This is a genomic window from Adlercreutzia sp. CNCM I-6207, assembly GCF_977072305.1.
This window is the reverse complement of record NZ_CDRVLZ010000012.1, coordinates 44,760-70,332: the sequence shown is the minus strand read 5'-3', so window position 1 is coordinate 70,332 and position 25,573 is coordinate 44,760. Positions and strand designations below refer to the sequence as shown.

At 62.5% G+C, this 25,573-nt stretch carries 27 protein-coding genes; 15 read left to right on the top strand and 12 right to left on the bottom strand.

What is annotated here, in order from left to right:
• The first annotated feature begins 61 nt into the window (after nt 1-61).
• The 3 genes from ACW4QM_RS07520 to ACW4QM_RS07510 all read left to right on the top strand — a co-directional run bounded on the left by ACW4QM_RS07520 (nt 62) and on the right by ACW4QM_RS07510 (nt 2,425).
• The gene (locus tag ACW4QM_RS07520) at nt 62-1,345 is read left to right on the top strand and encodes a homoserine dehydrogenase (protein ID WP_114540418.1); all 1,284 of its coding nucleotides are present in this window, start codon (nt 62-64) and stop codon (nt 1,343-1,345) included.
• 178 nt (nt 1,346-1,523) lie between these two features.
• A complete protein-coding gene (locus ACW4QM_RS07515; protein ID WP_114540419.1) occupies nt 1,524-2,192 on the top strand; it encodes an HAD family hydrolase in 669 nt (222 codons plus the stop codon).
• Nucleotides 2,193-2,290: 98 nt separating this feature from the next.
• Entirely contained in the window at nt 2,291-2,425 is a 135-nt protein-coding gene (locus ACW4QM_RS07510) for a hypothetical protein (protein ID WP_264468681.1), read from the top strand.
• Between the two features lie 109 nt (nt 2,426-2,534).
• On the opposite strand, the gene ACW4QM_RS07505 is transcribed toward ACW4QM_RS07510, so the two are convergent.
• A complete protein-coding gene (locus ACW4QM_RS07505; protein WP_114540420.1) occupies nt 2,535-3,539 on the bottom strand; it encodes an Rpn family recombination-promoting nuclease/putative transposase in 1,005 nt (334 codons plus the stop codon).
• Nucleotides 3,540-3,753: 214 nt separating this feature from the next.
• On the opposite strand from ACW4QM_RS07505, the gene ACW4QM_RS07500 reads away from it, so the two are divergent.
• Nucleotides 3,754-4,500: a helix-turn-helix transcriptional regulator gene (locus ACW4QM_RS07500; RefSeq protein ID WP_114540421.1), complete on the top strand. Its 747-nt coding sequence runs from the start codon at nt 3,754-3,756 to the stop codon at nt 4,498-4,500.
• A 234-nt stretch (nt 4,501-4,734) separates the two neighbouring features.
• Here the strand turns inward: ACW4QM_RS07500 and ACW4QM_RS07495 are convergent, their stop codons facing one another.
• Nucleotides 4,735-5,046: a hypothetical protein gene (locus ACW4QM_RS07495; RefSeq protein ID WP_114540422.1), complete on the bottom strand. Its 312-nt coding sequence runs from the start codon at nt 5,044-5,046 to the stop codon at nt 4,735-4,737.
• A 164-nt stretch (nt 5,047-5,210) separates the two neighbouring features.
• On the opposite strand from ACW4QM_RS07495, the gene ACW4QM_RS07490 reads away from it, so the two are divergent.
• On the top strand, nt 5,211-6,017 hold the full coding sequence (locus tag ACW4QM_RS07490) for a spermidine synthase (protein ID WP_114540423.1): 807 nt from the start codon (nt 5,211-5,213) through the stop codon (nt 6,015-6,017).
• On the opposite strand, the gene ACW4QM_RS07485 is transcribed toward ACW4QM_RS07490, so the two are convergent.
• Nucleotides 6,014-6,451, bottom strand: a complete 438-nt coding sequence (locus ACW4QM_RS07485; RefSeq protein WP_114540424.1) for a virulence RhuM family protein — start codon at nt 6,449-6,451, stop codon at nt 6,014-6,016. The genes ACW4QM_RS07490 and ACW4QM_RS07485 overlap by 4 nt on opposite strands.
• A 182-nt stretch (nt 6,452-6,633) precedes the next feature.
• Nucleotides 6,634-7,215 carry a response regulator transcription factor gene (locus ACW4QM_RS07480; protein ID WP_227069470.1) on the bottom strand — a complete coding sequence of 194 codons (582 nt, stop codon included), beginning with the start codon at nt 7,213-7,215 and terminating at the stop codon, nt 6,634-6,636.
• A gap of 142 nt (nt 7,216-7,357) precedes the next feature.
• Between ACW4QM_RS07480 and ACW4QM_RS07475 the strand changes: the two genes are divergently transcribed.
• The 3 genes from ACW4QM_RS07475 to ACW4QM_RS07465 all read left to right on the top strand — a co-directional run bounded on the left by ACW4QM_RS07475 (nt 7,358) and on the right by ACW4QM_RS07465 (nt 10,253).
• On the top strand, nt 7,358-8,278 hold the full coding sequence (locus ACW4QM_RS07475; RefSeq protein ID WP_114540425.1) for a hypothetical protein: 921 nt from the start codon (nt 7,358-7,360) through the stop codon (nt 8,276-8,278).
• A 110-nt stretch (nt 8,279-8,388) separates the two neighbouring features.
• The gene (locus ACW4QM_RS07470) at nt 8,389-8,547 is read left to right on the top strand and encodes a hypothetical protein (RefSeq protein WP_157012946.1); all 159 of its coding nucleotides are present in this window, start codon (nt 8,389-8,391) and stop codon (nt 8,545-8,547) included.
• 143 nt (nt 8,548-8,690) lie between these two features.
• The gene (locus tag ACW4QM_RS07465; protein WP_198161079.1) at nt 8,691-10,253 is read left to right on the top strand and encodes a putative ABC transporter permease; all 1,563 of its coding nucleotides are present in this window, start codon (nt 8,691-8,693) and stop codon (nt 10,251-10,253) included.
• Nucleotides 10,254-10,353: 100 nt separating this feature from the next.
• Here the strand turns inward: ACW4QM_RS07465 and ACW4QM_RS07460 are convergent, their stop codons facing one another.
• Nucleotides 10,354-12,096 carry an FAD-dependent oxidoreductase gene (locus ACW4QM_RS07460; RefSeq protein ID WP_114540426.1) on the bottom strand — a complete coding sequence of 581 codons (1,743 nt, stop codon included), beginning with the start codon at nt 12,094-12,096 and terminating at the stop codon, nt 10,354-10,356.
• Between the two features lie 220 nt (nt 12,097-12,316).
• Between ACW4QM_RS07460 and ACW4QM_RS07455 the strand changes: the two genes are divergently transcribed.
• Nucleotides 12,317-13,990, top strand: coding sequence for a response regulator transcription factor (locus tag ACW4QM_RS07455; RefSeq protein WP_181869738.1), 1,674 nt, complete (start codon nt 12,317-12,319; stop codon nt 13,988-13,990).
• A gap of 15 nt (nt 13,991-14,005) precedes the next feature.
• Here ACW4QM_RS07455 and ACW4QM_RS07450 read toward each other — a convergent pair whose 3' ends face one another.
• Together ACW4QM_RS07450 and ACW4QM_RS07445 are read right to left on the bottom strand one after the other, a co-directional pair.
• Nucleotides 14,006-14,455 carry a type II toxin-antitoxin system HicB family antitoxin gene (locus tag ACW4QM_RS07450; protein ID WP_114540428.1) on the bottom strand — a complete coding sequence of 150 codons (450 nt, stop codon included), beginning with the start codon at nt 14,453-14,455 and terminating at the stop codon, nt 14,006-14,008.
• Nucleotides 14,456-14,484: 29 nt separating this feature from the next.
• The gene (locus ACW4QM_RS07445) at nt 14,485-14,664 is read right to left on the bottom strand and encodes a type II toxin-antitoxin system HicA family toxin (protein WP_227069497.1); all 180 of its coding nucleotides are present in this window, start codon (nt 14,662-14,664) and stop codon (nt 14,485-14,487) included.
• Between the two features lie 263 nt (nt 14,665-14,927).
• Here ACW4QM_RS07445 and ACW4QM_RS07440 point away from each other — a divergent pair, with 263 nt between their 5' ends.
• The 3 genes from ACW4QM_RS07440 (at nt 14,928) to ACW4QM_RS07430 (ending at nt 17,635) form a co-directional block, all read left to right on the top strand.
• Complete coding sequence (locus ACW4QM_RS07440; RefSeq protein ID WP_114540430.1) at nt 14,928-16,211, top strand: O-acetylhomoserine aminocarboxypropyltransferase/cysteine synthase family protein; 1,284 nt, start codon at nt 14,928-14,930, stop codon at nt 16,209-16,211.
• Between the two features lie 8 nt (nt 16,212-16,219).
• Nucleotides 16,220-17,146, top strand: a complete 927-nt coding sequence (gene metA, locus ACW4QM_RS07435; RefSeq protein WP_114540431.1) for a homoserine O-acetyltransferase MetA — start codon at nt 16,220-16,222, stop codon at nt 17,144-17,146.
• Between the two features lie 243 nt (nt 17,147-17,389).
• The gene (locus ACW4QM_RS07430) at nt 17,390-17,635 is read left to right on the top strand and encodes a hypothetical protein (RefSeq protein WP_227069472.1); all 246 of its coding nucleotides are present in this window, start codon (nt 17,390-17,392) and stop codon (nt 17,633-17,635) included.
• 93 nt (nt 17,636-17,728) lie between these two features.
• Here ACW4QM_RS07430 and ACW4QM_RS07425 read toward each other — a convergent pair whose 3' ends face one another.
• From ACW4QM_RS07425 to ACW4QM_RS07415, 3 genes are read right to left on the bottom strand one after another with little or no spacing between them, the layout of a single operon-like run.
• The gene (locus ACW4QM_RS07425) at nt 17,729-18,451 is read right to left on the bottom strand and encodes a GltB/FmdC/FwdC-like GXGXG domain-containing protein (RefSeq protein ID WP_114540432.1); all 723 of its coding nucleotides are present in this window, start codon (nt 18,449-18,451) and stop codon (nt 17,729-17,731) included.
• A gap of 4 nt (nt 18,452-18,455) precedes the next feature.
• On the bottom strand, nt 18,456-19,961 hold the full coding sequence (locus tag ACW4QM_RS07420) for a glutamate synthase-related protein (protein WP_455798340.1): 1,506 nt from the start codon (nt 19,959-19,961) through the stop codon (nt 18,456-18,458).
• A gap of 3 nt (nt 19,962-19,964) precedes the next feature.
• Nucleotides 19,965-21,251, bottom strand: a complete 1,287-nt coding sequence (locus tag ACW4QM_RS07415) for a class II glutamine amidotransferase (protein ID WP_288219484.1) — start codon at nt 21,249-21,251, stop codon at nt 19,965-19,967.
• Nucleotides 21,252-21,525: 274 nt separating this feature from the next.
• Between ACW4QM_RS07415 and ACW4QM_RS07410 the strand changes: the two genes are divergently transcribed.
• Complete coding sequence (locus ACW4QM_RS07410) at nt 21,526-21,834, top strand: hypothetical protein (RefSeq protein ID WP_114540435.1); 309 nt, start codon at nt 21,526-21,528, stop codon at nt 21,832-21,834.
• A gap of 455 nt (nt 21,835-22,289) precedes the next feature.
• Here the strand turns inward: ACW4QM_RS07410 and ACW4QM_RS07405 are convergent, their stop codons facing one another.
• Both ACW4QM_RS07405 and ACW4QM_RS07400 read right to left on the bottom strand, forming a co-directional pair.
• Nucleotides 22,290-23,156 (bottom strand): ZIP family metal transporter, encoded by an 867-nt coding sequence (locus ACW4QM_RS07405; protein ID WP_173114591.1) that lies wholly within the window; start codon nt 23,154-23,156, stop codon nt 22,290-22,292.
• Nucleotides 23,157-23,296: 140 nt separating this feature from the next.
• Nucleotides 23,297-23,536, bottom strand: coding sequence for a hypothetical protein (locus tag ACW4QM_RS07400; RefSeq protein WP_147272720.1), 240 nt, complete (start codon nt 23,534-23,536; stop codon nt 23,297-23,299).
• Nucleotides 23,537-23,755: 219 nt separating this feature from the next.
• Between ACW4QM_RS07400 and ACW4QM_RS07395 the strand changes: the two genes are divergently transcribed.
• The gene (locus tag ACW4QM_RS07395) at nt 23,756-24,241 is read left to right on the top strand and encodes an RNA polymerase sigma factor (protein ID WP_198161077.1); all 486 of its coding nucleotides are present in this window, start codon (nt 23,756-23,758) and stop codon (nt 24,239-24,241) included.
• Nucleotides 24,238-25,140 carry a hypothetical protein gene (locus tag ACW4QM_RS07390; protein ID WP_114540436.1) on the top strand — a complete coding sequence of 301 codons (903 nt, stop codon included), beginning with the start codon at nt 24,238-24,240 and terminating at the stop codon, nt 25,138-25,140. Before ACW4QM_RS07395 ends, ACW4QM_RS07390 begins: the two co-directional genes overlap by 4 nt.
• The last annotated feature ends 433 nt before the right edge of the window (nt 25,141-25,573 follow it).

The window sequence follows — 25,573 nt, the reverse complement described above, 5'->3', positions numbered from 1 at the left end:
TAGCTGTCCCTGTATAATCGTTCGATCACAGAGAACTTTCGCGCTCGGGAGAGGACGTAACATGGCAGTGAAAATCGGCTTGGTGGGCACCGGCACCGTCGGCGGCGGGTGCATCGACATCATCCAGAAGCACAAGGACGACTTCCTGCGTCACTTCGGTGTGGATATCGAGCTGGCGCGCGTGTGCTCGCTGTCGTCGGCCGAGGCCGAGGCCCACGGGGTCGGCCACCTGTTCACCGACAACTTCAACAACATCATCAACGATCCCGAGATCGATATCGTGGTGGAGCTCATCGGCGGCACCACCATCGCGCGCACGGTCGTATTGAACGCGCTCGCTGCCGGTAAGAATGTGGTCACAGCCAACAAGGCGCTCATGGCCACCCATGGCAAGGAGGTCATGGAAGCTGCCGAGGCCGCCGGCAAGGAACTGGCCTTCGAGGCGTCCGTGGGCGGCGGCATTCCCATCATCGATCCGCTGAAGCACTCGCTCATCGCCAACGAGATCACCTCGGTCATGGGCATTGTGAACGGCACCACCAACTACATGCTCACCCGCATGGCCGACAACGGCCTGTCCTACGAGGATGCCCTGCATGAGGCGCAGCAGAAGGGCTTCGCCGAGGCCGACCCCACGGCGGACGTGGGCGGGTTCGACGCGGCGGCGAAGATCGCCATCTTGGCTTCCATCGCCTTCAACTCGCGCGTGACCTTGGACGATGTCTTTACCGACGGCATCACGAATATCTCGCCGGTGGATATCGAGGCTGCTCGCGACATGGGCTACGTCATCAAGCTTCTGGCCATCGCCCATCGCCGCGAGGATGGGGTCGATGTACGCGTGCATCCCACCATGATCCCGACGAACCACCAGCTGGCCACCGTGAACGGCGTGTTCAACGCCATTTACGTGGTGGGCGACTTTGTGGGCGAGACCATGTTCTTCGGCGAGGGCGCCGGCGCGGGTGCCGCGGCTAGTGCCGTCATGGGCGACGTGCTGGAAGTGGCGCGCCACATTCAGCAGGGCGTGGCTCCCATTGTGGGCTGCACCTGCACCGACGACCTGCCCATCCTGCCCATGGACGAGCTGGTCATGCGCTATTACCTGCGTTTCTCGGTGACCGACCGTCCGGGCGTTCTGGAAACCATGGCCGGCGTGTTCGCGCGCCACAACATCTCGGTGAAGTCTATCGTGCAGCGCGGCCGTTCCGGTGCCGAGCGCGTCGACCAGGTAGTGGTCACCCACCGCTGCCGCGAGCGCGACATCCGCGAGGCTCTGGAAGAGGCCCTGGCCCTGGACAACGTGGTGCTGGACACGCCTTCCGTCATCCGCGTAGAAGAGTAATCTGTTCCGTGCGGCCTGACAGCCGCACGGACCACTCGACGCTGCGAGGCTCTGGCGCATTTCATATTCACCCTTGTTTTGGGCTCGGCGTTGGCGAAGCCAACTTGGCCCAAAGGCGGGCGAATCTGAAACGCGTCAGAGCCTCTCGCTGACTTTGCCTAGAATGTGAGGTTGTGAAATGAATGACATCGGAGTTATTTTCGATTGCGATGGGACGCTGGTGGATTCCATGGGAGCGTGGCATGAGGTGGATCGCACGCTGGCGGCCGAGGCCGGCATCACGCTGACCGAGGCCGACGCCGAAGCCATCACCACCATGTCGCTGCCCGAGGCCAGCGCCTATTTACATGAGCAATGCGGTCTCGGCGAGAGCAACGAGGCGGTGCTCGAGATGATCTTCGACCGCATGCGCGCCTTCTACGCCAACGAAGTGGAGGCTCGTCCGGGCGCGCTGGCCTTCGTGCAGGCCCTGCACGAGCGCGGCGTGCCTATGGCGGTAGCCTCCTCCACGCCGGCCGATATGCTGGCCACCTGCGTGGAACGCTGCGGGTTCGCCCCCTACATGAAGACCGTCGTGTCTGTAGACGACCTGCAGACGAGCAAACGCGAACCGGCTGTTTACGACCACGCCCGCAGCTTCCTCGGCACTGATCGCGCCCACACCTGGGCTTTCGAAGATGCCGCCTACGCCCTGGACACCCTGTGCGCGGCCGGCTACCGCACTGGCGCCATCTACGACAACGACATCTCCGGCACCCGCGACCAGCTCTTCGAGCGCGCCGACTTCCTCATCGCCTCATGGGAGGATCTCGACCCCGACATCTTTCTCGCCAAGGCCGGCGCTTAAACGACAAAACCGTAAGATACGCGCAACGGCAGCGTAAGTGGATGCTGCCATGATGGAACCATCGAAATTGGGGGATGCGGAACCGCCGAAAGGCTCAATTGGGAGCACATCGCCCAGCCCGCGTCCCGCCCGAGCGAAAGGAGCCTATCATGATCACCACGCTCTGCGCCATCGCCCTGCTCGCCGTTGCCGTGTTCGTCCTCGCCGGCTGCATTGCCACCGCGGCCCTATAAAACGGTTCACCTTTCGGCCCACGGCGAACCTCGCGCGTCGGAGGATGGTCCCTCTGACGCGCGAGTCCGTCTTACGTGGAGCGGAGACGTGAGCGTGAGAAAGCTCTTTCTAGAGGCCGAATTCCTCGAATCGCGCACGGCGAGCGGCGGCATCGGTTGCAACGAGTGCTACCTCTTCCGAGCGACCCGATTCGATCAGCGCCGTCACCAACGCGCCAAGACGCGCTTCTCCCTCTTCAAGACCTTCAGCCCGTCCCTCGCTTTCCGTTGTCTCGACGGCGATGTGCTCTAGTTTCTCGAGATCTTCCTGAAGCATGCGCCTTTGCTCCTCAAGCACGCGCTGTTGCTCCTCAAGCGTGCGCCTTTGCTCCTCGACCATGCGCCTTCGGGCCTCGAGGTCTTCCCGGTCTTCCTCGAGCATGCGTCTTAGAGTCTCGAGGTCTTCCCGGTCTTCCTCGAGCATGCGTCTCTGGATCTCCATGTCTTCCTCGAATGTCAGCAAGGCCATCTTCTCCTTTCTCCACGCTTCGTCGCCGTTCGCTGCCCTTACGGCGGCGGCTAGTTTCGTGGCGAACCGATCGTCGCCCGCTTCTCCGGTAGCAATATAGTGTAGCAGGTTTCGCAGGCGTCCCGGAGGGAGCCTGTCCCAGGCAGGGGCAGCCAAGACGATCCAGGTGAACCCATGGTCCGTTTTCACGCTCGTATTCTCCTGGCACTTTACGTTTAGCGTGTATACCGGCAGCCCCGCATTGAAGGGATCGTGCAGGCAGATGAAAACGATGTAGCAGGGAGGGAGGTTTCCGTAGTGCTCGCCACGGCGTAGTGCCAAGGTGTCCATGGCGCCCTGATAGAAGCGCAAGCGGCGACCGAGTTTAGCCCGCTTGACTGTTTGCATCTCGATGTTGCAAACCTCGTTCTCGGTTTTTACGTAGGCGTCGAGACGCACGCCGTGGTTGGTGAGCGTCGGACGGATATCGTTCTCGGCGATGATGTACTCAATGTTCGACACTGGTGCATTGAGGACTACTTCAAGCAGCTCGCGGCAAAGCTCCTCGTTCGTCATCAGAAGATCGAACATGGGCCAATCGCTGAACTCGAGTTCGTTTTCCTTCATGGGCTTCTCCTCAAATCGATGGAAGGGGGAGGGCCACTTTATTCGATCACGACCGCATAAATGACGCGGGAATGTCTCGTTTTGCTCCTCGCGCCGACCGCACTTGCGTCGCAAGGCCAGCTCAGCGCCCCTTTGTTAAGCATCGTTGCTTGCGCATGCGGAGCTTTCTTGTTACGGTGAAGCGGTGAGAACGTTTCCGAGAAGGGCTGACGCCATGCTGAAGGACACCATCAAGAAGCTGCGCACTGAGCAGGGATTGAGCCAGGATGAGTTGGCCGAGCGCGTCCACGTAGTGCGCCAGACCGTCTCGAAGTGGGAGCGTGGCACCTCGGTTCCCGACGCCGATTCGCTCGTGGCCCTGGCCCGTGCCCTCGGAGTGAGCGCCGCTGAACTGCTGGGGGAGAGTGCGATGGTGGAGAAAAAGCCGGACGACCTTGCGTGGGAGACCTCTCTTCTTGATGAGCGCATTGCCAGTGAGTCGCAACGGCTCGATCGCCTGGTGCGCGCCCTCAAATGGGCGCTCGTCGGCGCGGCGGTTATGGTGCTTGTCTTCGGTCTTTTTATCTGGCTGCCAAACCAGCAATTCTCCTACACGATATGGTGGGACAGCGTGACAGACGATCCGGATTACAATAAGATCATCTATCGCCTCGATGGCGAAGGGAAGTCGATACGGCTTTTCCTGGATCCAGAGGACTATGGGCGCGTTATTGGCTGTGCCGGGGAACCGGGCATGGCGGAGGCCATGAGCGCGGCGGAGCTCCTCAATGAGCCGGGAAGCTTGGATGCGCTCTCTGAGCGAGCGAATCAAGCTATAGAGGCGATGGGCGGTATCGTGCTTCGTCACGAGTTGTGGCTTCCCGCCGCCAGTCGCGAAGACGATGATCCTACCAATGACGATGTGCCTTACTCAGTTTGCTTCTACGCCGATTCCGACGACCAAGATATCCCATGGCCATGATCTGGGCTTTTGCAGTTTCCGAAGTTGAAGGTGCATTGCGCTACAGACAACGGCACCCCGCGAAATCGTGACAGGCGCTGACGCCGTCGAATGAGGAATTGTAGCTGCGGGCTGGTGGTACCAGGTGCTGTCGAGGACAATGGGAAGGCTGAGGCTAGGTGCTCTGCTAGATGAGTTTCCAGGGGCTGGCCGAACGAGTCCCCGAGATTCGCTGATATACCGTTAATAATCTAGCTAAGACTCCGAGATCGTCTCTACGGAGGTGACGGTGCCGCCGTGGTCTTCTATGTAGGTGCAGACGGCTTCTTCGAATTCGCTGGCGCTGCCTGGGATGTTGTAGAACTGCTGGACGTCGACAGCGTCGGCTATGGTGGGGGAGCCGGTGTAACTGATGACCGCTGTGGGGTCGTAGGCGTCTAGGTCGATGACGAACTGGCTTGTCTGGCCGTTGAGCTCGTATTCTATGATAGTACGGTTGATCGCCGCTTCTTGGATCGCTATGGAACCCGAGAACTCCGGTATGGCGTAGAGGGCGACGGCCAGCACAAGGCCCTCCTTGTCGCCGATGATCTCATTCTCCTTTCAACCATAGCGATTGCCGCCCGATCAGGCAAGCAACTGAAACTAACACGGGGGTTTCTGTGCGATACTGTGGCACAGAGTGCGATAAGGTTCGGCCGTGGTCGCAGTTGCAGGCTCGGAAAGGAGCGATGGTGCTGGCGGATTGGTGGGACAGGGTTACCGGGCGCGCGGGGAAGCGCGAGGTGTTTCCTTCTCGGTTCGGAGAGGCGGCGGTGTATGCGATGCCGGCGGAGGACGGGTCGCTTGTGCGCATGCTGAATGTGGGCGGGGTGCTGCAGTCGGCGACCTATCTGGACGAGCGTTGGGCGACGTGCCCCTTTGCGTACCTGCGATCCTTCGACCACCTCTTCGAGGCGGCGCTTCCCGAGGCGCTGGATCCGCTGGTTGTAAACCGTGTGCTCATGCTTGGTGGCGCTGGGTTCGCCTATCCCAAGCAGCTGCTGCTGGAGCATCCGGGCGTTGCGCTGGACGTGGTGGAGATTGATCCGGCCATGGTGCAAATCGCCCGGGAGCGTTTCTTCCTTGATCGTCTGGAGATGCAGCTGGCCGCCGAGGGCCGCGCCGACGATCTGCGCATCTTCGTGGAAGACGGCGAGGCGTTCCTGCGGCGGTCGGACGGCGCCCCCTACGATGCCATCATCAACGACGTCTTCGTCGGGCGCGAGGCGGTACCGTTCTTCGTCAGTGACGAGGGTATCGCCTGCGCCCGCGCGCGCTTGACGCCGGGCGGCCTGCTCATGGCTAACTGCGTCGTGGAATACACCGGCGCCGCCATGTACCGCCTCTTCTCCCAGGTGGAGCGCTTGCGCGGTCACTTCGCCAACGTGTACGTCATCGACGCCTCCGACGACGAGTTCGGCGGCGCCGACAACTACCTTCTCATAGCCACCGACGGCTCCTACCCTTTCACAGGCGTCATCCCCTACGGGGATTAGGGGCAGCTGCACGATGATAGCCCGTCGATCAGGCGCTTCTCGTTCTCGGCGCGGCCCTCGACGATATAACGACGCAGGACGTCGGTGGCCCAGCGACGGAACTCAACGCCGCGCTGAGACTTCACGCGGTAGCCCACCGAGATGATGACGTCGAGGTTGTAGTATTCGACCTGCCGCTCTACCTCGCGATTCCCCTCTTTTTGAACTGTCGCAAATTTTGCGACAGTTGGTTTCGGTGAGTTCTCCAATTCTTCCTTAAGCGCGTTGGCGATATACTTGCCAATGGTTTTGACATCGCGATCGAACAGGAGAGACATCTGAGAGCGGTTGAGCCAGATCTCGTCCTTTCCGACGTCAACCGCGACATCTAATCTCACCTCCCCATCGGAGGATTCGAAAAGGACGATGTTCGATGTGCTAGCTGCTTCAGACATGCTCAAGTCTCCTTCCTACGTAAAAATGGATAGAAGACGCTCAGCAAATAGGCGAGAACCGCGCGAAACATGCTGCAAGAAAGAGCGTTGCTATCAAGATAGCACAAACATCACAGCGCGGCTTCCACAAAGTCAGGAATTGAACAATACCAGCGCGTGCTGTCCCTAGTAAGAATCGCTTCTTAGCTCTCGAGGCGGCAGGCGAGGTCGGCGCGGCGGTTGATGCCGAGCTTTCGATAGAGGTTGCGCACGTGGGTTTTCACGGTGTTGGGAGAGACGACGAGCTCCTCGGCGATTTGCGGTGCCGTGCGCCCTTCAACGAGGAGGCGCAGCACATCCTCTTCGCGGCGGGTGAGGTCGTAGGTGCGGGCGGCCTTGGCGCAGAGGGCTTCGATATCAGGCTCTTGCGGCACCTCCGGGTCGGCCAGCTGCGAGTCAGCGTAGCCGCTTTTCGCCAGTTGCAAACGCTCTGCTTCGCGCTTCATGGCGGCTTCGCGCCAGTAACGACTTAGGAAAAAGGAGGCCAGTGCGGTTGCTGCCAGCAGCGCCGCTGAGGCGATCGCGGCCGTTTTGGATGCCTGAAATCCATCCAGTGCCGGCACGACAATGGAGAGCCCGATGCTCGCGACCGACCACAGTACCGCCAGCCGTGTGCTCACATCGTCGCTGCGTCGGCGAAAGCAAGCTTGCCCAACGGCCGCGCAGGCCGCGCCTACGCCGATTAGGGCGGAAAAGACGATAATGAAGCTGGCGAAGGGAATCACGGGTTCGGCTCCTTTTCCGATTGGATGCCTCTCACTTTATCTTATTGCAGGCGCTTGCCCTAGGGTGAAAAACCTCACCATTGCCCTTTGGCCTGATCCCGTGCTAGTTTGGACTCGGTAATCGAGCGAAAAGGAGCGAGCTATGGCCGAAGAGACGAGCTTGAAGGCGTCAGAGCCGAACCGGGCGATTCGCGTTGTTGTCGGCGTCGCGGTCATAGGGGTGCTTCTGGCGGCTCTCGGCTGGATGGTGCCGCATTTCATCGCCCAGCCCGCGCGCGCTACCTTAACCCAGGAGACGCCGACGGGGATGTCCTCGGGCTACGCTCCCCATTGGAAGGCCGAGGAGATTGTGGAAGTGCCTTTTGGCGAGACCGTCGTGCTGGATGACTTGGACTGGGGAATGAAATACGACCTTGAGGCAAGCCCCTACCTGCAGGAGGACTGGGATTCCATGACCGATGCCGAGAGAAAGGCCTCGATGGAAAGCGAGAGCTGGGATGAGGAGATCGCCCCGTTCTCGGCCCGCGTCGTCGATTGCGCCATGGTGTCTCCGGCGGCGTTTACGGAATGGTATCCGCTGTACGTCGAGACGAACCTCTCGGCAGGTTCGGGAATGCTGTTCGCCGACGAGGACGTTCGCATGGTGGTGGTCGATGTAGAGGTTGGCAATCTCGGCACCGAACCCGCGGCACCGCCGAACCCTGTGCTGCGGTGTGCCGCCTTCACGGGCGATAATGCGATGATGGATGCCGGGATGCTTCCAGACAATTATGCTCAAGCAGCGCTGTATCCTCTTGGTGGCGATGACTTCATAGTGGGTCTTGCCGGCGGGTATGACACGCTGATGCCGGGTGAGACGCGCGTAATCCGCTACGCCTTCGTCATTTACCGTAACAGCTTCGCCGAGCAGGACGGCATCGATAATGCCGATCTTTCGGCCATGGAAGTTGCGTATCTCGATTGCAGCCCGTGGCGCGTTATCGCCCTGAAGCTGGCGAACGCTCGCGATGCCGCCCAAGTGCACCCGCGCAACGCCTACACCGACGGGATCCTCGGGCGCTAGATTGGCGAGGCGCCTGCTCGACGTTCTTGTCCTGCGCGTTTCTTTGTAGCCCTTTTTCGCGGTTGAGGCGCTCTCTGGTTCGTGCTGCTTTTGTGGAAGGTGGGTGGGGCGTGCAACAAAACGGGCTTCTCAAACGTCTAGTAGATAGAGGGTCGGAGCAGAATGAGCGCGAGGAGGCTGACGTGCACAAGTTGAGCGACATTATGGCCGTTATGGGGCTGGCCGTCGTGTTCGTGGGCATTGCGATGTTCATCGCCTGCTGGGGGTAGGCCGCCGGCCGCTTGTTTCCCGTAACCGCTGCATAACGAGGGCTTATCGGGTTGGCAGACGTTGCGTCAGTTGGTCATGGTTTCACAGAGCGCCCCTTTACACTGGATGCCGAGACACGCGTTCAGGGAAAAGGAGGCCGGCCATGGGAGATGAAAAACGCCATGTAGATCACCTGGAAGAGGCCGCGCACAAGGCCGAGGCCGACCTGCGGGACGACCTTGAGAAGGCCGTGGAATTCGAGAAGGCCGACGTGGCTGAAACTCATCGCGAGTGGCACGACCAGCTACATAACGATCATGCCGAGCTGGTGGCCGACGTTGCTCGCGACAAAGAAGAGATCCGCGAGGCCTTAGACGACGCGCGCCACCCCGAGCGCATCGTGCATGCGGCCGAGGAAAAGCTCGCCCACGCCGCCGACGAGGCCCGCGATGTCGTGCGCGCCGTGGAGCACCCGAGCGTCATTGTCGATGACGCTAAGGAGGCTCTAGCCGAGAAAAAGCACGCCCTTGATGAGACCGCGGCCACTATCGCTGCCGAATTCACCAGCCCCGCCGACAAGAAGCGCCTGCCGGTGGTGCTGCGCGTGTTCGGCGTGCTGCTCATTATCGGCTCGGGCGTCGCGCTGCCGGTCATCGCGAAGACCATTTATCAGGCCGTGACCATGTTCGACTCTGGGGCTATGCGCGGGGAGGGCATCTCCACCATCGTGGTGACCTTCGTGAATCTGGCCGTGCTGGTGGCCCTCGCCGTCACGCTCATTGTGTTCGGCGTGCGCCTCATCCGCAACCAGCGGCGCTGGGCAGCGCTGCTCTCCTACGGGCTGTACGTGCTTCTTCTGACCGGGGCTCTGTGCTCCATCATGCTGGCCGGCATTGGCTACGAGCTTATTCCCTACGGCGTCGGTTTCGCGGTCACGGTGGCGCTGCAGAGCTACCTCGACCCCTCGCTGCTCGAAGAACGCCGCGCCCATCGCAAGGCCCGCGAGGCCGAGGAGCACGCGGAGGGGGAGGCCGGGACGCTCGGTCGCGACCCCTCGGGCAAGGGCTACATCACGCTGAACTTCTTCAACCTGTTCTGGATCTTCGTTGTGGCCAGCGTGCTGGGGCTGCTCATGGAGGAGATCGTCCACTTTCTGTTCGTGGTGCCGGGCCAGTGGCAGGACCGCGCGGGCCTGCTGTTCGGCCCGTTCTCGCCTATCTATGGCTGCGGCGCGGTACTTATGACCATCTTCCTCAACCGCTTTCACAAAAGCAATTGGCTCGTCATCTTTCTGGTGGCGGCGGTCATCGGCGGTGCCTTCGAGGCGTTCGTGAGCCTGTTCATGCAGTACGCGTTCGGAGCGGTGGCCTGGGATTACTCCAATATGCCCGGATCGCTGTTCGGCGGCCGCACGTGCCTGCCGTTCATGGCCTGCTGGGGGCTGCTCGGCGTGGTATGGATAAAGCTGCTGTTGCCGTTCATGCTGCGGCTCGTGAATTTCATTCCGTGGAACTGGCGCTATATGCTTACCACCGTGGCCGCCTGCTTCATGCTGGTGGACGCCGTCATGACCCTGCAGGCGCTCGACTGCTGGTACATGCGCCTGTCCCACGACCCCATCGACACGCCCATCCAGCAGTTCTACGACCACGAGTTCGGCGACACCTACATGGCCGACCGCTTCCAATCGATGACCATCGTGCCCTCGGACGCGGTGCGCGGGTAGAAGGACGACAACGAAACGGGCGGCGCGCTTGGCGGCCGCCCGTTCGCGTGCAGGGCGCGGGGAGGGAAGGCGCCCTATCGGAATAAGTGGGGATGAGGAGCTACTCCTTGCCGCCGAGCACCTGGCCGATAGTGTAGCCCATCAGGCAGTTGCGCGTGTGCGAGAGGCAGTTCAAGTTGTGCGGGTAAGTGTTGTAGAACATGCCGCCGGATGTGATGCCCGCCGCGAACAGGCCCGGGATGGGCTGGCGATCCTTGGTGAGCACGCGGCACTCGGTGTCGACGATGAGGCCGCCGGTGGTGCACAGGCCGTCGGCGTACTCCTTGGTGGCGTAGAAGGGCGGCTGGTCGATGGTCATCATCATGGTGCCGGGCATGTCGAAGTCGGTATCGGCGCCGGCGGCGCACATCTCGTTCCAGTGGTTGATGGTCTCCACGAAGGCGTCGACGGGCACTCCCATGAGCTCGGCCAGCTCTTCCAGGGTATCGGCCTTGAAGGCGTTTTCGCTCTGGGCGGCGGCGATCCAGTTCTCTTTGGGGCCGTAGCACGAGGAGCTTGGCGTCCAAATCTTGTCGATCTTGGTATCCAGGGCGCTGTCGACGATGTAGAAGTCGTAGGTGCCGGGCTGGTACTGGATGGCCATGGCCAGCTGGCCGTAGGGGTCGTACTCGGGAGTGAACCTCTTACCGAGTTTGTTCACTCGCACGAAGGGCATGAGCTGCTCGGGATCGAGCATGATGGACTGCGGGAACTCATCCTCGGCAGCGCCGACGGCCACGCCCATCTGAAGGCCGTCGCCGGTGTTGCCGAAGGCGCCAGTGAGCCAGCGGCCCGGCACGCCACGGGGGCGGCAGCGCTCTTTCAGCATCTGCTGGTTGAACTCGTAGCCGCCGGTGGCGAGCACGACGCCCTTGGCGCAGTTGTACTGCTCATAGCCGTCGGCGCTCTTCACGATGACGCCGGTCACGGAGCCCGCCTCGTCGGTCACCAACTGGCAGGCCGGGGTCTCGTAGCGGATCTCGACGCCGGCCTCGGTGAGGATGCCAGCGAGAATGTCGGCCAGCTCGCCGGGAGGATAGGGGAGGTTCAGCGACGTGTTCCACGAGCGGCTGAGCGCCGTGGGGTCGTACTGCTCGCGGAAGTCGGGGAAGTCGCCGGCGGCGAAGGTGAGGGGGTAGTCGTTGAAGTCTTGGTTGTCGAAGTGGCTGATGTACCAGTTCACGGCTTCGCCGTTCTTCTCGAGGTAGTGCTGGTACAGCGTCATGTCCGCCTGGAACGAGCAGCCGATCATGGCGTCTGACATCCACTCGGTGGTGTCGTACTCCATGCCCCAGAACTTGTGCAGCTCGGAATTGGTACCGCCGATGGTGGCCGAGTTGTAGTTGCCGCGGTTCTGCTTCTCCACGGCCACGGTTTTCAGGCCCTGCTCAGCGCAGGCCAGGGCGGCAGCGTCGCCGGCCGGTCCCAGGCCGCAGACGACGACGTCCACGTCGTGGGTAGCGACGATCTTATCGGCGGGGATGGGCTCCGCCACGAAAGCGACCACTCCCTCGCCGGCCGAGCCCACTTCCACTTCCTCCACCACGGGCCAGACGGCCTTGGCGGGATCGGTGGTCTGCATGGCGCCGCCGGTCGCCGCATCGTCTGCGGCTATGGTCTCGCCCGCGACTTCGGCCTGGGTCTTGGGCGCGCAACCCGCAAGGCCTGCGAGGGCGGCGGCCCCGGCGGCGACGGCCGCGCCGGAGAGGAAGCCGCGCCGGCTCACGGAAGGCGCCGCGGCGGGGTTCGAGCTACCCGTGGGGCACGGGGCGGACGGGGTGCTGGGTTGGGTGCATTCGGTCATGATGTTCCCTCCATCGTGTCTCTCGGCGTCGGGTGCCGGCCCTTTGCCGGAGCCTCAACGCGGTGGCCCTATCTTTGCTCGCCAGGTGCGCTAACCCCATCTACCGAAACGGTAGATATTTGAGAAAACGCAGGTCAAAGTCATGTCGTCTCCCGTGGTTGTTCGTGATGGCCGCGCTGATCTGTGCGATACTTACTCCAGTTCAAGAGAGGAGCGTGTGGTGGCTGGGGCTGTGCTAAATGAACGAGAAGGTGCCGAGGCGGTGCGGGGCGCCCGCCGCGTGGGCTGGGGCCGGGCGGTGTTCGGCTCGGCCTGCCTGTGGGCTTGGGGGTTTCTGGCGTATCTGAGCCCCGTGCTCATTCCCGCCGAGCGACCGGTCGGCGGTGTCGGCATCGAAGTCGGTTTCTTCGTCTCCCAAGGTGCGGTGGTGGTTGCCGCTGTGGCCATCGTCCTCGCTTTGCGGAAGCGCTCCGTTGCGGTGGGGCGCGGCGTGCTGCTGGTGTGCGCCTCGCTGCTCGCGCTGGCGAGCGCGCTGCTTCCGCTGACGGTGGCGATCGACGCGCCATGGCCCCTCGTCGGCTGCGGGGCGATATGCGGGGTTGCGGGAACGCTGCTCGGCTGCGCCTGGGGCGCCCGCTACTCCTTGGAGTCGAGGGATGTGTCGGCAGTCGTCATGGTCTCGTTCCTCGTGGCCTATGGGATCTATTTCGCAATTCTCTTGCTTTACGTCGCAACGCCCTTTGTCGTGGCGGCCCAGGTCGTTGTTGTCTTTCTGCCCCTAGCTTCCTGGGGCCTCTGGTTCTGGGATGCCTCGGCACGTTCGGGGCTTGCTCCCGAGGTGTTCCCCTCCTCTGCTCTCTCTACCGACATAGCGGGTTCGCCGGGTTCCTCGGGGAAGGCTCCCGGTGAGGTGACGGCCGGCTCGCGCGAGCTACATGCGCTTCCGTGGCGCTCGCTGGGGGTGATTGCCGTGGCGGCCCTTGTGGGCAACGTGATGGCCTCGGTCATCATGGGCACTTCCTACGAGGGGGCCGACAGCCTTTACCCGGGTGGCATCGCTCTTTGCGCCTGCATCGCCACCATGGCGCTCGTGCCCCTGACGGCTGAGCGGACGGCCTTCTCCGTAGCGCAGCTGTATCGCATCACCGTCACCTTCAGCGTCGTGGGTCTTGTGGCCATTCTGGTGCTCGGTGCGGCGGCGGTGCCGGTCGGAGGGGCGCTCGTTCAGGGCTGCACGCTGTTCTTCCAGCCGCTCGTCTATGTGGTGGTGACGCGCAGCACCCGCCTTCAGGGCTTGTCCCCCTTGGTGGCCTTCGGTGTGGGCCAAGCGCTGATCAGCGCCGTGGTGCTCGCGGGGAACCTGGCGGGAAAGCTGCTGTTTCAGGTGGCGGGGGAGACGCCTTTGCTGCTGTCTGCCGTATGCGGTGCCGGTGTGCTCGCGCTGTTCTTCATGGTGGTGGCCCGAGCCGCGCAGGTGGGGGAAGAGGGGAACGAGGAGAAAGACGGCGGTACGGAAGAAATGGAAGCCGAAACGAGAGGCGCCGATCGGGTTAAGGCTGCTGCTGCCGGACGCGGCTCTTCTGGTGTTGCGGCAGGAGAACGGCTCTTTGAGGACGGCGGCACCACCGAGGCTGCAACGCTGCCGAATGGTGATTGTGCCGCTGGCGTCGGAGCGCAGGGAGAAGATTCCGCCGCTGTTTTTGCGCGGGCAGTAGGACTAACGGCCCGCGAGACGGAGATCCTCTCACTGCTGGTGCGCGGTCGCACCCTTCCTTACATCGCCAACGAGCTGTTCGTGACCACGGGCACCGTGAAGACCCACGTGCGCCACATCTACGAGAAGGCCCTGGTCAACAACCGACAGGAACTCCTCGACAAGGTGGAGGCCCGCTAGACACATCTCCCGAAATCAGGCGGTCGCGACCTTCTTTGGGCGGCCAGCGGTTCGGGGGCTATTGAAATAGTCTATGACATCGTCGGCTGACACAAGGCGGGCGCTGCCAACTTTCTCGGTTCTCAGAATGCCGTCGCGAATCATGGCGTGTATGCGCGAGGTGCTGACATCGAGGGTATCCGCCGCTTCTTGGACGGTCATGGTGGTGAGGGAAGGCGTGTCGGCATCGCATTCCACGGCAACGGCGATGGCCTTGCCGTTTGCGGGGGTGGGATGGTCCATCCGCGGCTCCGGCAAGGGCCGTCCTTCGCGAAGCGCTTGGGAGATCCAGAGGGTCAGCAGATCTTGCGCCATGAAAGCCGCATCGAACAGAGTGTCCCCCTGGGTGCAGATACCCAGGTCGGGAAACTCTGCCTCCCACCCGCCGCTCCACGGGGTGAGGATGGCTTCGTAGAGAAACTTCATAGGTCGCTTCCTCTCTATTAGGTGAAGTATTAGAGAAGCCCTAGCTTTTCTTTGATGGCTCGCTCGACCCCCGGCGAAAGATCTCCGGGATGCCGGGGGATAGGGAACTCTTCGCCAGCAGCATTCGCGAAAATGTCATGTTTCGCTCCGTGTCTGACGAAGCGGCCGCCCATTTTCTTGGTGAGCCGTATCGCTTCTCTAGCTGTCATGGGCATGTCTCTCGACCTCCTGCATGGCGCAATTTATTGTAACAATTAGTAACAATAAATGCAAGTACTGCCGTCTTCTCAAAGCGAATTATAGCAAACAAATGTTCTTAGAACAATAGTTCATTTCAGGATAATCGAGGGGGTCTCGGCAGAAAGCTCTCGGATTTTCCGATGACATTCGCTGGGGACTTCCTATAACCGGGGTGGCCCGGGTGCCCCTATAATGGGCGAGCGAAAAAATGCGAGACCCAAAGGAGCCCTGAATGAGCGAGCGGATTGGAACGACCTGCGTGCAAGGCGGATGGCGGCCCGGCGACGGCGAGCCGCGCCAGGTGCCCATCTACCAGAACACCACCTGGAAGTACGACACGAGCGAGCATATGGGGCGCCTGTTCGATCTGGAGGAGTCCGGCTACTTCTACACGCGCTTGGCGAACCCCACCAACGATGCGGTGGCGGCGAAGATCGCGGAGTTGGAAGGCGGCGCGGCGGCGATGCTCACCTCCTCGGGCCAGGCGGCGAACTTCTTCGCGGTGTTCAACATCGCCGGCGCGGGCGATCACGTGGTGGCCTCCTCGGCCATCTACGGGGGCACCTACAACCTGCTCGCCCACACCATGGGCCGCATGGGCCTGGAGTGCACCTTCGTCGATCCGCACTGCACCGACGAGGAGCTTAAAGCCGCTTTCCGGCCCAACACGAAGTGCGTCTTCGGCGAGACCATCGCAAACCCGGCGCTGGCCGTGCTCGACATCGAGCGCTTCGCGGCGGCGGCCCACGGCCACGGGGTGCCGCTCATCGTGGACAACACCTTCCCCACGCCGGTGCTGTGCCGGCCCATCGAGTGGGGCGCCGACATTGTGACCCACTCCACTACCAAGTACATGGACGGCCACGGCGCTTCCGTCGGAGGCGTCATTGTGGATTCGGGCCGCTTTAATTGGAACGCCCACGCCGACAAGTTCCCGGGGCTCACGACGCCCGATGAGAGCTACCACGGCGTGGTGTATACCGAGCGCTTCGGCTTGGAAGGTGCCTACATCACCAAGGCGACGGCGCAGCTCATGCGCGATTTGGGCTCTATCCAGTCGCCGCAGAACGCCTTCCTCATCAATCTGGGGCTGGAGAGCCTGCACCTGCGCATGGCCCGGCACGCCGCCAACGGACGCGCGGTGGCCGAGCACCTGGCGAGCCACCCGAAGGTGGCTTGGGTGCGCCATCCGTCGCTGGAAGGCGACTCGGAGGCGGCGCTCGCGGCGAAGTATCTGCCGGAGGGTTCCTGCGGTGTGGTGAGCTTCGGCGTGGCCGGCGGGCGCGCGGCGGCCGAGACGTTCATGAAGAACCTGAAGCTGGCCCAGATTGCCACCCATGTGGCCGACGCCCGCACCTGCGTGCTGCACCCGGCCAACGCCACTCATCGCCAGATGAACGACGCGGAGCTTGAGGCGGCCGGCATCAGCGCCGACCTCATCCGCCTGTCCTGCGGCATCGAGGACGCCGCCGACCTCATTGCCGACATCGACCAGGCCCTGGCTGCCGTGGAATAGGAGGACGCATGCCCATTCGCATTCCCGATGCGCTGCCGGCCACGGCGGCGCTGGAGAACGAGAACATCTTCGTCATGACCGAGCATCGCGCCATGCACCAGGACATTCGTCCGCTGCGGCTGCTGCTGCTGAACCTCATGCCCACCAAGATCACCACGGAGACCCAGATTCTGCGGAAGCTGTCGAACACGCCGCTGCAGGTTGAAGTGGAGCTGCTGCAAACGGCGAGCCACGACTCGAAGAACACGGCCGCCGAGCATCTGGAGGCCTTCTACACCACCTTCGACGCGGTGCGCGACGAGCACTTCGACGGCCTTATCATCACCGGGGCGCCGGTGGAGCGGCTGGAATTCGAAGAAGTGGACTACTGGCCGGAACTCTGCGAGATCATGGAGTGGTCGAAGACCCACGTGCACTCCACGCTGCACATCTGCTGGGGCGCCCAAGCCGGCATCTACTATCACTACGGCGTGCCCAAGCACGAGCTGCCCGAGAAGATGTTCGGCGTGTTCCCCCACGAGGTGGTCAAGCGCACCTCGCCTTTGGTGCGCGGGTTCGACGATAGGTTCTTCGCGCCCCATTCGCGCTTCACCGAGGTGCGGGCGGCCGACATCGAGGCGCATCCCGCGCTCGAGCTGATCGCGGTGTCCGACGAGGCTGGGGTGTACGTGGCGAAGTCCACCGACTCGCAGAACTTCTTCGTGTTCGGTCACCCCGAGTACGACCGCGAGACGCTGAAAGCGGAATACGACCGCGACATCGCCAAGGGGATGAGCATCGCCGTGCCGGCCCACTACTTCCCCGACGACGACCCGACGCGCGAGCCGGTTTCCACGTGGTTCTCCTGCGCCCAGTTGCTCTACACCAACTGGCTGAACTACTATGTGTACCAAACGACCCCCTACGACATCACCCGCGCTGGCGATAGGGAATAGGGGAGATGGGCGTTCGGGCAGCTTCCGTCTGCGCGAAATGAGCAAACGAGGGTACTTCTCGTAGTTTTCTGCAGGGCGATTTCTGTTGCTGGCGCTATTTCACCTGGTGGGGAATTAGCTGTAGAGTGATTTCGCTATCGGCGACTACGAGAAGTAGGCCATTTTGCCCATTTCGAAGGACTCGGGCTTTTCGGTTGTCCGAAAAGGTAGGCAGCGAGACGCGTTTTTGAAAGGTGGAAATCTGTGGCAATCGATCCAAAGAACGACCCCCATGCTCGTATCGTGGTGAAGCCGCTGCCGAGCCAGCGAAAGGGGGAGGGCCGCCCTTCTGCGGTGCTAGGCGAGGGCCAACGGGGGCGCGATAGCCGTGCGGCCACTTTCGCCGACCCCTTCGTTCGCGCGGAGAACGAGGACGACGACGGCTACGACCCCTATTCCGATCGCCCTGCCGAACGAGAGCCCTTGTTCTCGGAAGACCCCTGGAATTAGCGAAGGCGCCCTGGTTTTCGAACCGAGGCGCCCTCTGCATTTGTGCGCTGTCGCATGGTCGCGCTGTGAAACGGTCCGAGCGTCGAACGACCGCTAGCTCGCGTACATGGCCGCGTAAGGGCGGCTGGAGGCGGGGCGCAAAGCGACGAACTCGCTCACGCTCGCGTGCTCGTGGGGCTCGGTGCCGAAGCAGGCGTCGTAGCGGGCGAGCAGCGCGCCGAGGGTCGCCGTGTCCTCGTCGGTCAGCTCCCTTAGATCCAGCCCGTCGGGCACCACGGCCGGCGTGTTGTTGCGGCGCAGATAGATGACCCCGCCGTGCATGCCGGAGGCCAAATGATCGCCGGCGCGGCCCATAAGCACGATGATGCCGCCGGCCATGTACTCGCCGAGGAAGTTGCCCGCGTCCCCGCCAATGACGATGACCGGGCACTTCCCACCGTACTGCTTCATGTTAATGCCGCCGCGCCAGCCGCAGCCGTCGCGCACGATGAGCTCGCCGCCGCGCATGGCGTAGCCGGCCGCATCGCCCACGCGCCCGTGCACCACCACGGTGCCGGCGTTCATGGTGTTGGCGGTCTGGTCCTGGGCGCTTCCGAACACTTCCACCTCGCCGCCGTCCATATAGCAGGCCAGATCGTTGCCCGGGGTTCCGTGAATTTCCAAACGCTTGCCCGCGGGCAGGGTGCAACCAAGGTAGCGCTGGGCGTAGGCCTCCACGATGCAGACGGTGTCGGCTTCGGCAAGGGCCGCGCGCACGGCGGCATTGGCCTCCTGGAAGTGCTTCGTTCCCAATTCCACGATAATGGTTTCAGCCATGCGATCACTCTCCCGCGTACTTCACGCCGAGGATTTCCAGTTCCTTCTCGTTGAGCCCCACGCCGCGCAGCATCAGCCGGTTGCCGCGCAGAGAGTCGATGGCGTTGATGCCCATGCCGCCCATCATCTCCTGAATTTCGCGGTTCCAGCCGGACACGAGGTTCACCACGCGCTCGGCGGCGGCCTCGGGGGCGAGGCGGCTCACCAGATCGGCCCGCTGGGTGGCGATGCCCCAGTTGCAGCGGCCGCTCGCGCAGTCGCCGCACTGGTGGCAGCCCATGGCGATGAGCGCCGCCGACCCGATGGAGACGGCGTCGGCGCCCAGGGCCACGGCCCGCACCACGTCGGCGGCGTTGCGCAGGGTTCCTGAGGCCACAAGACTCACCGTCGATCGGATGCCCTCCTGGCGCAGCCGCTCGTCCACAGCGGCCAGGGCCAGCTCGATGGGAATGCCCACGTTGTCGCGGATGCGCTTGGGGGCTGCGCCCGTGCCGCCGCGGAAGCCGTCCAGCACGATGATGTCGGCGCCGGCCCGAGCCATGCCGGAGGCGATGGCGGCCACGTTGTGCACGGCGGCCACCTTCACGGCCACGGGTTTGGCGTAGTCGGTGGCTTCCTTCAGCGAGAAGATGAGCTGGCGCAAGTCCTCGATGGAGTAGATGTCGTGGTGCGGCGCCGGCGAGATGGCGTCGGTGCCCTCGGGGATCATGCGGGTGCGCGACACCTCCTCGTTGATCTTCTCGCCGGGCAGATGCCCTCCGATGCCGGGCTTGGCGCCCTGGCCGATTTTGATCTCGATGGCGGCGCCGGCGTTCAGGTAGTGCGGGTCCACGCCGAAGCGCCCGCTGGCCACCTGCACGATGGCGCGGTCGGCGTAGGGCTCCAAGTCGCGGTGCAGGCCGCCCTCGCCGCAGTTGAAGTAGGTGCCGAGCTCGCGTGCGGCTAGGGCCAGCGCCTTCTGGGTGTTAAGCGACACCGAGCCGAAGCTCATGGCCGAGAACATGACGGGCACGTCGCACGACAGCTGGGGCGGCAGGGGAGAGACGACGGTGCGGGTGCGCTCGTTCACGCGCAGCTTGCTCGGGCGGCTGCCCAGCACCACGCGGGTCTCCATGGGCTCGCGCAGCGGATCGATGGAGGGGTTCGTCACCTGGCTCGCGTTCAGCAGCAGATGCTCCCAGTAGATGTGGTAGCTCTTCGGGTTGCCCATGGAAGCGAGCAAAACGCCGCCGGTCTGGGCCTGGGCGGTGATGTCGTCCATGGCGCTCTCGGTCCACACGGCGCTTCCGGCGTCCACCTGGGGCCACCGGGTGATGGCGAGAGCCCGGGTGGGGCACAGAAGCGTGCAGCGCTGGCAGTTCACGCACTTCATGGAATCGGCGCGAAGGGCGCCAGTTTTCTTGTCGCGGTAGTGCGCCTCGTTGGCGCATTGGCGCACGCACAGGTCGCATTTGATGCACTCCTCGCGGTCGCGCAGCACTTTGTAGCGGGGGTTGCGGAAGTCGCGCATGATTTAAGCCTCCTTCCGGCGGGGCAGCACGCCGACCTCGTGGGCCAACGGCGCGTTGTGCGGATCGTTCTCGGCGTCGGCATCGGCGGCAGCCTTGGCGGCGACCACGGAATCAAGCTGCACCACGAAGGGCTCGCCGCCCCCGATGGCGCGCATGTTCTCCGCGTCGGGGCACACCAGCTCGATGGCCGCCTGCTCGCTGGCCATGTACACCATGGAGCCCTTCTCGGCGGCCATGAGGGCTCGCAGCTTCAGCCGGTCGTTGATGGCGAGCAGCCCCTCGCTCGAGCCCAGAATCACCGAGAAGGGCCCGTTCACGAGAGCGCTCGCGTAGGTGGTGCGCAGGGCAGTTTCGAAGGCGGCGTCGGCCGCATCCATGGCGTCAATCTCATCCCACGCCGGCGCGGTCATGATGTGAGCGGCCAGCTCCGGCGACAGCCCGTGGCGGCGGCTCAGCAAATCGAACAAGTAGGTGATGACCTCGGTGTCGGTCTGCAGCTCGCAGTCGTAGCCGAACTGCTCCACGTAGCGGCGGTTCGCGTCGTAGCTGGAAATCTCACCGTTGTGCACCACCGACCAGTTCAGCAGCGTGAACGGATGCGCGCCGCCCCACCAGCCGGGGGTGTTGGTGGGGAAGCGTCCGTGGGCCGTCCAGGCCCAGGCGTCGTAGTCGCAGATGCGGTAGAACGCGCCGATGTCCTCGGGGTAGCCCACGCCCTTGAAGGCGCCCATGTTCTTGCCCGACGAGGCGACGAAGGCCCCGTCGATCTTCCCGTTGATGTGGAAGACGTGGGCCATGGTGTACTCGGCCTCGTCCAGGCCGCTGGCCGCCAGGCGCATGGGGTGGGGCGCGGCGAAGTAGCGCCAGATGTCCGGCGGGTTCTTGATGGAGGCCACCGGCTCGGTGGGGATGCGCTCCTGCTTCTCGCTCATAAAGTAGGTGTCCAGGTAGGCCTCGGTCTCACGCCGGGCCTCGTCGGACTCGTACATGATGTGGAAGGCGTACAGCTCCTCGTACTCCGGGTAGATGCCGTAGGCCGCAAACCCGCCGCCCAGGCCGTTCCCGCGGTCGTGCATGAGCGCGATGGAGCGCAGGATGTCGCTTCCGTCGTGGCGCGCGCCGCTTCGGTCCATGATAGCCGCGATGGCGCACCCAGCGGGAATGCGCACATCGCCCTCGCGGGGCGCGCGCGGGTGCCGGTCGCAGGGCGCAAGGCGCGCGGAGCCGGCGACGACCCCAGTGCCGGCGGCGTCGGGACGCGCGGTGCGCGGTCGGTCGAAATCGTACATGGCGTTCTCCTTGTGCATTGTGCGGAATGCTGTATCGTCAGCATAGGAGAGCAATGTTTCGCGAAACCGACCCCGGTGTTTCGCCTTTGTTAAGCCTTGGGGTGAAGGTTAGGAGGCGCGCGTTCTTGCGCGATGTCTTTTGGAGGAAGATCTTGAGCATACCCAGTGTGGAGGTGCTATGACGATCCAGTTACGGGAGAGCTGCTGGCAACAGCTATGGTGTTCGGAATAAACTGATTTGGAAAGAATGTCGAGCAATGAGGGTTGGTTGACCATGGGCGATAAGACGCCGGAGCGCAAGGGGCTTCTGTGGTGGATCGAGCACGAAAACACTAACGAGGCTTGGACAATGAAGAACCCCTGGGCCGTCGGTGCGATTGTCCTGACGATCCTCATTGTGCTGTGCATGTTGGCGACGTTTTTCTGGGGGCTGCCCCGTCCGGTGGCCAATGTGATCGTGAATGTCGCCTTCTACGGTTATTGGGGCGTTCTTCTTGCCTTTGAGATTAAAGCCAAGCACCGCGTCGCTGCCGCGGGCACCGCGTTCACGATGGTATTCTTCGCCTTCTTATGGTGGCTATGAGCTATCTCTTCTCGCGCGCTCTCGTAGGTTTATGGCGTTCGGTTGCCGAAGGGGGCGTTTTCTGCACGAGATCTCGAGTTATAAGCCCCTGAGGAATCAGCGGCGGGACGCGTTACTAAGAAGCATTTTCAAAACCTCAGGTCAGATTGTTGTCTGCAAGGATGAGCCATTCGGGGTCGGCAATTAGACACCTCCGAGACGCTTATAACTCAAGATCTCGTGCATTTTTCGACCAGTTCGTTGACGGATCGCTTCTTGGCGGACGCCCGCACCGCTGTTCTCAGGTGCGAATGGCGCCTAGAAACGCGTAGGATCATTTTGCCTGCCGATTGGGATGACGAAGAGGACGGACGGGGCCTACGATGCCCTCGCATGATTCGAAGCCCGGGGAGATTTGGCTTGCCTACGTTGAATTTCTCGATCATCCAGGCATCGGCAAGGTTCGCCCAGCCTCGCTAAAAGAAGATCATGAACATGCCGAGGGCTAGGCCAACCATGACGGCGAAGGCGGGGAGTTTGCTGCGGTAGATGAGGTAGCTCTCGGGCATGATTTCGCCGAAGACCACGTAGAGCATGGCGCCCGAGGCGAACCCGAGCGACATCGTGAGGCCCAAAGGCCCGATGTCGCCGAGCCAGAAGCCGAGCCACGCGCCGAGCACCGTGGGCAGACCGCATGCGGCCGTGAGCAGCGTCGCTTTCACGCGTCCCGTGCCCCCGGAGATGAGCGGCACGGCCACGGCCATGCCCTCGGGGATGTTGTGCAGGCCGATGAGCACGGCCATGATCATGCCGGTGCCCCACATGAGGTTGTCGGACACGGCGAAGCTCGCGCCGATGGTCATGCCCTCGGGGATATTGTGCAGCGCGATGGCGCAGGCCATGACGACGCCGGCCACGAACAGCGACAGCCTGGAGTCGTTGTGGCGCTTGTGCATGTTCAAGTGGTCGGCGTGCACCAGTTCGTCGATGTCGTCATGGGTCTCGGGATGATGCTCATCGGCGGTGTGCGACACCTCCTTGCGGGTCTTGCGGTCGATGAGGTGGTTCAGCAGGTACACCACGGCCACGCCCAGCGCCACGGCGAAGATGACCAGCACCACGCCGTGCTCGGCAATCTGGCTGGCGGCTTCCTCGGCCTCGGCCAGAAGATCGAAGCACACCATGGCGGTCATGACGCCGCCGGCGAAGGCCAGAAGCAGGCTGATGGTGCGGTTCGACTCGCTTTTGAACAGGGCGCCAATGAAGCCGCCGAGCCCCGTTCCCCCGGCGCCGGAGATGAGCGTGACCAACGTGACAAATGCGAACGGCGACAGCGTTTCCATAGCGAACAGGCTTCCTTAGACCCCGGGATTTCACAAAGCATCCCGTATTGTGCTCCATCGCCTGCGCCCCTGCGAGCGCAACCGCCCGCGTGTAAGCCAACGGAAACAATTCCCCTCGCAACGGCGCAGGCGGGGATGGACTACGCGAGCTTTTCCAGCGCTTTTTGATAAGCGGCTTTTTCTTCAGCGCGAGACGCCTTCGGTTTCTTTCCCGCAAGCGCACCTGCGGCCTTCAGTTCGCTTGATGTCGGTTCGGGGATAGGTGCGATCTTGGAGCACGACCGATTTCCTGCAGTGACAACGAATTCGGCTCCTGTTTCATCTACATGTTGTAAGGCGGAGGGAAGATTCGCCTCCGCTAGGGCAATGCTTGTTGCCACGAAAGCTCCCTTCTAAGGCACCCTGAAGATTTTGGCTATGTTACTTTAATCATGATCATCTGGCTAGTCTGTCGTTCGTATTGATGCGTTGCCAATGACTTTTCAGCAACTATCTCATCTGCGATCGCGCGAAGAGTCGAGGGTATGAAATAAAACCTCCTTCTGAAACGTGTTATTGGTTGAAGGTGAAGAACGCACGCGAAGAAAGGTGGCACGACGGTGACGGAGGAGGATCGCATCGAGCGGCTTGTGTGCGAGTATGGTCGCATGCTGGTGCGGCTAGCTGCCTCGCGGCTTGATTCCGTCGCTGACGCTGAGGATGCGGTGCAGGACGTATTCTGCACGCTCGTGTCCAAAAAGCTCGTGTTCGTGGATCCCGAGTATGAGAAGGCGTGGCTTATCCGCGCGACGATTAATCGGGCGAGCGACTTGCGCCGGCGCAAGTCGCGACTCAATGTGCCGCTCGATGAGGCTCGCGCGGTGCCGGACGATGCAGCCGAGACCGAGCGCCGCGGCCGCGAAATGCTCGCTTGTGTGCGAGCCCTTCCCGAGAAATACGCGGTCGTTCTTCATCTCCATTACTATGAAGGCTGCGGCTTGCGTGAGATCGGAGTCATGCTTCGCGTGCCCGCGGCTACCGTGGGCACGCGGCTGGCGCGCGGTCGTGCGCGGCTGAAAGCGCTCCTAGAGGAGGAATCGCTATGAGTTGGAACGATTATCGGGCTGCTATGGACGAGCTGCCGATTTCCGAGAATTTCGAAGACCGCATCTGCGCGGCGGTGCGAGAAGCGCGCCGCGAAGACGCACGAGCGGTGGTCGTGCGGCCTTCGCCTGCCAGAGCCAAACGTCAGAGCCGTGTCCTCTTCCCGCGTGCTACGACGCTGGGGAAAGTGGCCGTTGCGGCTGCTATTTGCTTAGCTATCGGAGGAACAGCTTACGCCACCGCGTCTTTTGAGGATTTGGCGCGTATTGCCGCCGATGCCGACCAAGCGCAGGTAGCTGAAGTATTCGAACAGGGGGCGGGCGAGCGCATCGATGAGACGCAGCGCGTTGGCGATTTCGACATCACGTTGCTCGGTCTTACCTCGGGTCAAGCGTTGGTGCCCCTGACTGAAGGGGTGAATGCGAACCGCACCTATGCCGTGCTCTCGTTAGCACGTGCCGATGGGTCGCCGATCGATCAGGCCTACCTTGACCAATCGGCAGAACGCTGGCTCGCGAACGGCGTAGATCAAGGGGACGGTAGTATGGAGGTTGATGCCTCTCGCCTTCCCAAAGACGAGCACGGCTTCTCGGCTGACGCTCTTGTTCTTGAGAACCTCGACTTCACGCCGGTCGCTGTTGGCTCCGATGGTGCGATAGCTGCCCGAGGAGAGCAGGGGGTGGCAAGCTATATTGAAGACGGTGCGATCTACTTTGTTGTTGATATGCCCGCGGAAGAGAATGGCCTTCCTGTCAACTATCTGGCAATCTGGCTTGGTGCATTTGCCGACAGCGACAGCCCTGGCAATCGGCTGTCGGATCGCCTTGAGGTGAGCGAACGGGGAACGCTGTCCTTCGTCGGCGGCATCGCTGGTGCCCTTTTTGAGCTACCGCAACGATGATTCTGCTAATTTCCTCAGCGGTCGGTTGCTGAAGGGATCGCTTTTTGCACGAGATTGACGGTTATGAGCGTCTGGAGGGGTGCGAGGCTGTCAGCTGTGAAGGTGCTCCTGCACGTGCGATGCTCTGACCTGGGGTTTGTCAAGCGTCTTCCTGAAATGTGCCTCGTCGCTCGGCCTTTAGACGCTCATAACCGTCGATCTCGTGCATTTTTCGACTGGTTCGTCGACGGAGCGCTTCCCAAGGACGGTCCTTCTCTGCGATGGTGGTGCTCTTTCCGCAACGACGGCCGTCCATCACCCCCACAATGCTCCCATCCTGCCGTTCGCGGGTGGAGTTTTGGCGATTCTTCGCATTCTCGGAGCGGTTTCGTTGACATTCGCGCGCGGGCGGGTGAGAATGCAAAAGTTCGCTTTCAAAAGCCCCGTAAACGCA